The organism is Aeromonas sp. HMWF017, assembly GCF_003061465.1.
Classification (GTDB): domain Bacteria; phylum Pseudomonadota; class Gammaproteobacteria; order Enterobacterales; family Aeromonadaceae; genus Aeromonas; species Aeromonas veronii.
In genome coordinates this window covers 1-7,264 of the sequence record NZ_QAJD01000026.1, presented here as the reverse complement: position 1 = coordinate 7,264, position 7,264 = coordinate 1, and the positions used below count along the sequence as shown (strand labels likewise).

The 7,264-nt window shown below is 58.6% G+C and carries 6 protein-coding genes and 1 pseudogene; all 7 read left to right on the top strand.

The window, feature by feature from the left end:
- A pseudogene (locus DBR30_RS01945) lies at positions 1–210 on the top strand (HD-GYP domain-containing protein); the annotation flags it as partial.
- A gap of 353 nt (positions 211–563) precedes the next feature.
- Positions 564–2,234 (top strand): sensor histidine kinase, encoded by a 1,671-nt coding sequence (locus DBR30_RS01940; RefSeq protein WP_108539896.1) that lies wholly within the window; start codon positions 564–566, stop codon positions 2,232–2,234.
- The gene (gene btsR, locus DBR30_RS01935; RefSeq protein WP_108539893.1) at positions 2,231–2,935 is read left to right on the top strand and encodes a two-component system response regulator BtsR; all 705 of its coding nucleotides are present in this window, start codon (positions 2,231–2,233) and stop codon (positions 2,933–2,935) included. The genes DBR30_RS01940 and btsR overlap by 4 nt, the downstream gene beginning before the upstream one ends.
- 140 nt (positions 2,936–3,075) lie before the next feature.
- Entirely contained in the window at positions 3,076–4,497 is a 1,422-nt protein-coding gene (locus DBR30_RS01930) for a carbon starvation CstA family protein (protein WP_108539888.1), read from the top strand.
- A 222-nt stretch (positions 4,498–4,719) separates the two neighbouring features.
- Positions 4,720–5,058 carry a DUF3302 domain-containing protein gene (locus DBR30_RS01925; protein ID WP_108539885.1) on the top strand — a complete coding sequence of 113 codons (339 nt, stop codon included), beginning with the start codon at positions 4,720–4,722 and terminating at the stop codon, positions 5,056–5,058.
- A 3-nt stretch (positions 5,059–5,061) separates the two neighbouring features.
- Entirely contained in the window at positions 5,062–6,099 is a 1,038-nt protein-coding gene (locus tag DBR30_RS01920; protein ID WP_108539882.1) for an HlyD family secretion protein, read from the top strand.
- A gap of 114 nt (positions 6,100–6,213) precedes the next feature.
- The coding region (locus DBR30_RS01915; RefSeq protein WP_146181344.1) for a DEAD/DEAH box helicase at positions 6,214–7,264 on the top strand (1,051 nt) is incomplete at its 3' end.

The following is a 7,264-nucleotide window of genomic DNA, read 5'->3' as shown; positions in this document are numbered from 1 at the left end:
GCGCTGGTGCTATCCACCGAGCCCACCATGCCCCTCAAACCGAAGATCCTGCCCTATATCAAGGCCCAGCGGCCGGAAGCGGTCGCCATGATCGACCTGCGGGAAGACGAGCGTATTATTACCGGAGTATTGAAACAGGAAGAGCTCGATGAGGGACAACGGCAGTTCTTCAACCTGACCCGCCGCTTCTGCTACTACTTTGCATTCTGAGTTATCCCCAGAAGCTGGGGATAACTCATTGGACAAACCGGAATAATTGCTCAAACCCCTATCAGAAGGTTGCCAACTGACCATGTATAAAAAACGCCCAGCCAAGGGGCTGGGCGGAGCATGCCACCTCCGTGTGGCGTATCCAGCGGATACATTCATGCTCCATCCATCAATATCAACCCACTGCCGCTTACACAAATATCAATTTAACATGCTGATTTAATATGGTTTTATCCACTTGTTCTGGCAAACTGACGGCCCGTTGCGCCCAGTTGGGCCAACAGAACAAGATCCTGATCACACTTATTCACGGGCTGGCTATTTTTTCAGCTGGCTGATGAGGAGCGTTTTTTATGCAGTTGGTCCTCTCCTTGCTGCAACAGATGAGCGTCAGCCTGGTGATCGCCTATCTCTTCTCGAAAAGCCCGCTGCTGCGCCCGCTTGCCAACTATTCCGTGAGACTACCTCACAAGATACTGATATACATCATCTTTTCCAGCTTTTGTATCCTCGGCACCTATGTGGGCCTCGATATCGACGATGCCATCGCCAACACCCGGGCAGTCGGCGCCGTCTTGGGAGGATTATTGGGGGGGCCGCTGGTGGGCTTTCTGGTGGGGCTGACCGGCGGTCTGCACCGCTATACGCTGGGGGGATTTACCGATCTCGCCTGCGCCATCTCCACCACCTGCGAGGGGTTGCTCGGGGGCATAGTGCACTGGCGACTGATGCGCTCGGGGCGAACAGATGCCCTGTTTGAACCGCGTATCGCCTTCTTTACCACCCTCTATGCCGAGATCATGCAGATGGTCATCATCCTGCTGGTGGCAACCCCGTTCGACAAATCCCTGCTGCTGGTGCGCACCATCGCCACCCCGATGATTCTGGCCAACTCCTGCGGCGCGGCGCTCTTTATCAGCATGATCCGCGACCAGCAGCAGATGTATGAGAAGTTCTCCCGGGTCTTCTCCGCCAAGGCGCTCAATATTGCCAACCGCACAGTGGGGATCATGAGTCAGGGCTTTACCCCGGAGGCGAGCAACAAGATTGCCTGCATCATTCAGGAGGAGACCGGCGTGGGGGCTGTCGCCATCACGGACACCGAGCAAATCCTCGCCTTTATCGGCACCGGCGAAGATCACCATCTGCCGGGTACCCCCATTGCGTCAGCCATCACCATGAAGGCCATCGCCCACAACAAGGTGCTGTTTGCCGATGGCAACAGCCAGCCCTATCGCTGCAGCCTCTCCCCCGCATGCCAGCTGGGCTCGGTGCTGGTGATCCCGCTGCAGGGAGACAAAGGAGTGATCGGCACCATCAAGCTCTACGAGCCGAAGAAGCGGCTGTTTCTCAAGATCAACCACACCCTGGGGGAAGGGATTGCCAACCTGCTGTCACAGCAGTTGCTGGCAGGTCGGCTGGAGCAGCATCAGCGGCTGCTGGTCCAGTCCGAGTTGAAACTTATCCAGGCCCAGATCAACCCCCACTTTCTGTTCAACACCCTCAACACCATCAGTGCCATCACCCGGCGTGATCCGGACAAGGCGCGAGACCTTCTGCTGCATCTTTCGCTGTTCTTTCGCAAGAACCTCAAACGCCAGAGCGGCCTTGCGACCCTGCAGGAGGAACAGGAGCACTGCCAATCCTATCTGGAGATCGAGCTGGCCCGCTTTGGCGATCGGTTGACGGTGATAAACGAGATCCCGCCCCATCTGGCCACACTGCGACTGCCCAGCTTCACCCTGCAACCGCTGATCGAAAATGCCATCAAGCACGGCATCTCGAGCCTGCTGGAGCAAGGGCGCATTCGCCTCTATACCGATGAGCATCCCACCAGCGTCACCATCCACGTGGAAGATAATGCAGGCACCTGGCAAGCGCATCCCGCTGGCGACGGTCTGGGCATGACCATCGTCGACCGGCGACTGAAAAGCGCCTTTGGCAAGCGCTATGGCGTGACTATTGCCTGCGAGCCGGAACAGTGGACCCGGGTCTCGTTCACCATCCCCAAGGAGCAACCATGATCCGCACCCTGATAGTCGATGACGAACACTACGCCCGCGAAGAGCTGAGGCAGCAGCTGGCCTGCGATCCTGCCATCGAGATCGTGGGGGAAGCGGCCAACGCCATCAAGGCGCTGCCGCTTATTCAGCGCCTCAAGCCTGATGTGGTGTTCCTCGATATCCAGATGCCCAAGCTGAGCGGCATGGAGCTGGTCGCCATGCTCGACCCCCTGCCCCGCATCGTCTTTGTCACCGCCTTTGACGAGTATGCCATTCAGGCATTTGAAGAGAACGCCTTCGACTACCTGCTCAAGCCGGTGGAGCCCGCTCGGCTCGCCAAGACCCTCGCTCGCCTCAAGCAGGATATCGCCCCGCAGCCCATCGAGCGGCTGGCCCCGACTATCGAACATATTCCGGGCTATCTGCACAATCGGGTCCGGCTGCTGCCCATCGCACAGGTGGAGTATGCCTTCTCCGATCTGGGCGGGGTCCATGTGGCCTGTCAGGGGGAGCTGTTCCACACCCAGCTCACCCTCAAATCGCTGGAAGAAAAGAGCCCACTGCTGCGTTGCCACCGCCAGTATCTGGTCTCCCCCAACGCCATCTTCGAGATCCGGCTGCTGGATAACCAGCTGGCAGAGATTGTCACCCCGAGCGGCGCCCGGGTGCCGGTTAGTCGTCGCTATCTCAAGGAGCTCAAAGATCAGTTGGGGCTGGACTGAACCGCGGAGTGTGCGCCGGATCACAGCCGCCGACCGCTCGGCGCGCCAAAGCGCCGCTCGGGGAGTTTCACCTGCCAGTCAGGCGCAACCGTTTTAGACTCGCTCTGCACACTAAAAAATAACAATGCAGGAGCGTAGCAATGATCTGGTTCTTCCTCTGTGTCGGCTTACTTGTGGCCGGCTACTTCATATACGGCAAATTCATCGAACGGATATTCAGCCCGAAACCCGAGCTGAAAACCCCCGCCATCACCATGGCTGACGGGGTGGACTATGTCCCCATGTCGGACAAGAAAGTCTATCTGGTTCAACTGCTCAACATCGCAGGTGTCGGCCCCATCTTCGGCCCCATCCTGGGTGCCCTCTACGGCCCGGTCGCCATGCTCTGGATCGTCTTTGGCTGCATCTTCGCCGGTGCGGTACATGACTATTTCTCTGGCATGCTGTCGGTACGCGCCAAGGGTGCCTCGGTGCCAACCGTGGTGGGTGAGCATCTGGGCACCGCCGCCAAGCACTTCATGAACCTGTTTGCCGTAGTGCTGCTGATGCTGGTGGGCGTGGTGTTCGTGCTGAGCCCGGCAGGGCTGCTCGCCAACCTCACATCCACCGATCTGGTCTACTGGATCGTGGCGATTTTTGCCTACTATATCCTCGCGACCATAGTCCCCATCGACAAGATCATCGGCCGCTTCTACCCCATCTTCGGCGCCCTGCTGGTCTTCATGTCGGTCGGCCTCATCATTGGCCTGATCGTCTCCGGCAAAGGCTTCTACAACACCGGGATGGACTTCTCCAACCTGCACCCGACCGAACTGCCGCTCTGGCCGCTGCTCTTCATCACCATCGCCTGTGGCGCGGTATCAGGCTTCCACGCCACCCAGTCACCGCTGATGGCGCGCTGCATGCAGAACGAAAAATCCGGCCGCTTCATCTTCTACGGCGCAATGATCGGTGAAGGGATCATCGCCCTGATCTGGTGCACCCTGGGTCTCTCCTTCTACGACAGTACCGAAGCACTCAACGCTACTATGGCCAACGGCGGCCCGGCAGCCGTGGTACACGAAGTCTCCACCAGCCTGCTCGGCACCGTGGGCGGCATTCTGGCCATCCTCGGCGTGGTGATCCTGCCCATCACCTCCGGTGACACCGCGTTTCGCAGTGCGCGCCTGATCGTGGCGGACTTCCTGAAGATGACCCAGAAGCCGTTGATGAAGCGCCTGCTCATCGCCATCCCCATGTTTATCCTTGGCTTCATCATCTCCAAGGCCGAGTTCGGGGTGATCTGGCGCTACTTCGGCTGGGCCAACCAGACCACCGCCGTCATCATGCTGTGGGCTGCGGCTGCCTACCTCATCAAAGAGGGCAAGCTGCACTGGATCTGTACCATTCCCGCCATGTTCATGACTGCTGTCGTGATCACCTATCTGGCCAACGCCCCCATAGGGTTCGGGCTGGAGATGGGGACCTCCACCATTATCGGCCTGACGGCAACGGCAGCCATTACCGTGGCCTTCCTGATGAAGTTCCGCCAGCCGCTGGTCAGCAGTACCAGCGAAGGGTAAAAACAGCAAAAAATGCAGCGAAAGCAGCACAAAAAGGCGCCTGATGGCGCCTTTTTTAATGACAAAAAGACTAATAATGCAACTATTGAATGGCTTCAGCTTCAATACAGCGAATAGCTTTAAGATTCCGGGCGAACTGACGATAAATGTGTGATTCTTAATTGCTTTAGTGCTTGTTGGAACCAATGATTAAGCTGTGCTTCATGCCAGTGGAGGTTATAAATGGCCCTTGATTATTTTGCTCTTGGCCTGCTCATCTTTGTCGGGCTGGTCATTTTTTATGGAATCATCGTGATCCACGATATTCCTTACGAGATTGCCAAACATCGCAATCACCCTCATCAGGATGCCATTCACGTGGCAGGTTGGGTCAGCCTGTTTACCCTGCATGTGCTGTGGCCCTTCCTCTGGATCTGGGCCACCCTCTATCGCCCCGATCGCGGCTGGGGCTTTAGTCAGCGGCTGCAAAAAGATGAAGAGGAGCTGGCGACCCTCAAGCAGGAGTTGGCGGATCTGAAGAGCCGTATCAACACTATCGAACAGAGTGAGCAACAGGGATAAACCATGGACCTGCTACTGATCCTGACTTATACGGCACTGTGTGTGGCCGTATTCAAAATCTTCCGCATCCCGCTCAACAAGTGGACCGTCCCCACCGCAGCACTGGGTGGCGTGGTGCTCATCGGCACCCTGATCATGCTGATGAACTACAACCACCCCTACTCCGAGATGGCGCGTAACTACTACGTTTCCACCCCCATCGTACCGCTGGTCAAGGGCCGGGTGGTCGAGGTGCCGGTGCAGGCCAATCAGCCGGTGAAAAAAGGAGATGTGCTGTTTCGCATAGATGACGAGCCGTTTCGCTTGAAAGTGGAGAGCCTCACCGCACGGGTCGAATCCAACCGCGAGCACCTCAAATCCATCGAGGCGCGACTGCGTTCCGCCAAACTGGATCGGGATCGCGCCAAAGAGCTGATGCAACGCAATGTTGGCAAACAGCGGGATCTGGATGTCAGCCAGGCCAACGTAGACGATATCGTAGCCCAGATTGACCAGCAGAAAGCCACCCTGAACGATCTGCAAGCCCAGCTGCTGGAAGCCAAGTATCAGCTGGCCCAAACCGTAGTCTATGCCCCGAGTGATGGCCATGTGGTGCAACTGGCCCTGCGCCCCGGCATGATAGCCACCCCCTTCATGTACCGTCCGGTGATGACCTTCATCCACCAGAACGATACCGCCTATGTGGGCTGGTTCTGGCAGAACAGCATGCAGCGACTGGCGGTGGGCGATGAGGCCGAAGTGGTGATCGATGGCGTACCCGGCAAAATCTTCAAAGGCAAGGTGACCGCCGTGGTTCCGGCCATTGCCGCTGGTAACGTGCAGGCCAACGCCGGTCTGCTGGATCAGACCACGGCGGTGCGTCCGGGTCGCCTGCCGGTAGTCATCTCTATTACCGACCCCGAGTGGGCCAAATATCAGGTAATTGCAGGCTCCAGCGGGCAGGCTGCCATCTATACCCACTACTTCCACCATGTATCTGTGATGCGCAAAGTGCTGCTGCGCATGGCAAGCTGGATGAACTACATCTTCCCGTTCCATTGATCAGCACCTAGGCACCCTGCGGGCCGGCATCATGCCGGCCCGCTGTTTTTGTGGCGGCAAGCACCCTATAATGGCGCCACCCTGCGCCGTACCATGCCAAAACGCCACGCCCTCATGTTCGTTCTCAGACCTTATCAGACCGACGCCGTCAACGCCGTGATCAGCCACTTTCGCAAACACCCGGATCCCGCCGTGGTGGTGCTGCCCACCGGGGCTGGCAAGAGTCTGGTGATTGCCGAACTGGCCCGCAAGGCACGCGGTCGGGTGCTGGTGCTGACCCACGTCAAGGAGCTGGTGGAGCAAAACCACGCCAAGTACGAGGCGTGGGGGCTCAAGGCCGATATTTTCGCTGCTGGCCTGGATCGCAAAGAGGCAAGCGCCCAGGTGGTGTTCGGCTCGGTGCAGTCGGTCGCCCGTAATCTGGATGCCTTCGACGGTGCGTTCTCGCTGCTTATCATCGACGAGTGCCATCGGGTCTCGCTCGATGACGATAGCCAGTACCATCAGGTGATCGACCACCTCAAGGCCGCCAATCCCGCCCTCAAGATCCTCGGCCTCACCGCCACCCCCTATCGGCTCGGGCTGGGCTGGATCTACCGGCGCCACTACCACGGCATGGTCAAGAGCCACGGCGAGCGGCTGTTCGGCGACTGCGTGTTCGAGCTGCCCCTGCGTTTTATGGTCAAAAACGGCTACCTGACGCCGCCGCGCATGGTGGATGCTCCCATAGTCCACTACGACTTCAGCAAGCTGGTGCCGCGGGAGAATGGCCTCTTTAGCGAGGCAGATCTCAACGGCGAGCTCAAGCGCCAGCAGCGGGTCACCCCCCATATCCTGAGTCAGGTGCTGGAGTATGCTGCCGACCGGCAGGGGGTGATGATCTTCGCCGCCACCGTCGAGCATGCACGGGAAATTCACGGCCTGCTTGGCGCCCGAGGCCAGCAGGCAGCTCTTATCACCGGCGAGACGCCGGGGCCGGAGCGCGATGCCCTTATCAACGCCTTCAAGGCGCGGGAGCTCAAGTTTCTGGTCAACGTGGCGGTGCTCACCACCGGCTTCGATGCCCCCCATGTCGATCTTATCGTGATGCTGCGCCCCACCGAGTCGGTCTCCCTCTATCAGCAGATCGTGGGGCGCAGCATCACGATAAGATCGACATGGGGGG

Bases quoted from the DNA above. Each gene is read 5' to 3' on its own strand.
- DBR30_RS01940 (WP_108539896.1), top strand. From the start codon at position 564: ATGCAGTTGGTCCTCTCCTTGCTGCAACAGATGAGCGTCAGCCTGGTG.
- btsR (WP_108539893.1), top strand. From the start codon at position 2,231: ATGATCCGCACCCTGATAGTCGATGACGAACACTACGCCCGCGAAGAG.
- DBR30_RS01930 (WP_108539888.1), top strand. From the start codon at position 3,076: ATGATCTGGTTCTTCCTCTGTGTCGGCTTACTTGTGGCCGGCTACTTC.
- DBR30_RS01925 (WP_108539885.1), top strand. From the start codon at position 4,720: ATGGCCCTTGATTATTTTGCTCTTGGCCTGCTCATCTTTGTCGGGCTG.
- DBR30_RS01920 (WP_108539882.1), top strand. From the start codon at position 5,062: ATGGACCTGCTACTGATCCTGACTTATACGGCACTGTGTGTGGCCGTA.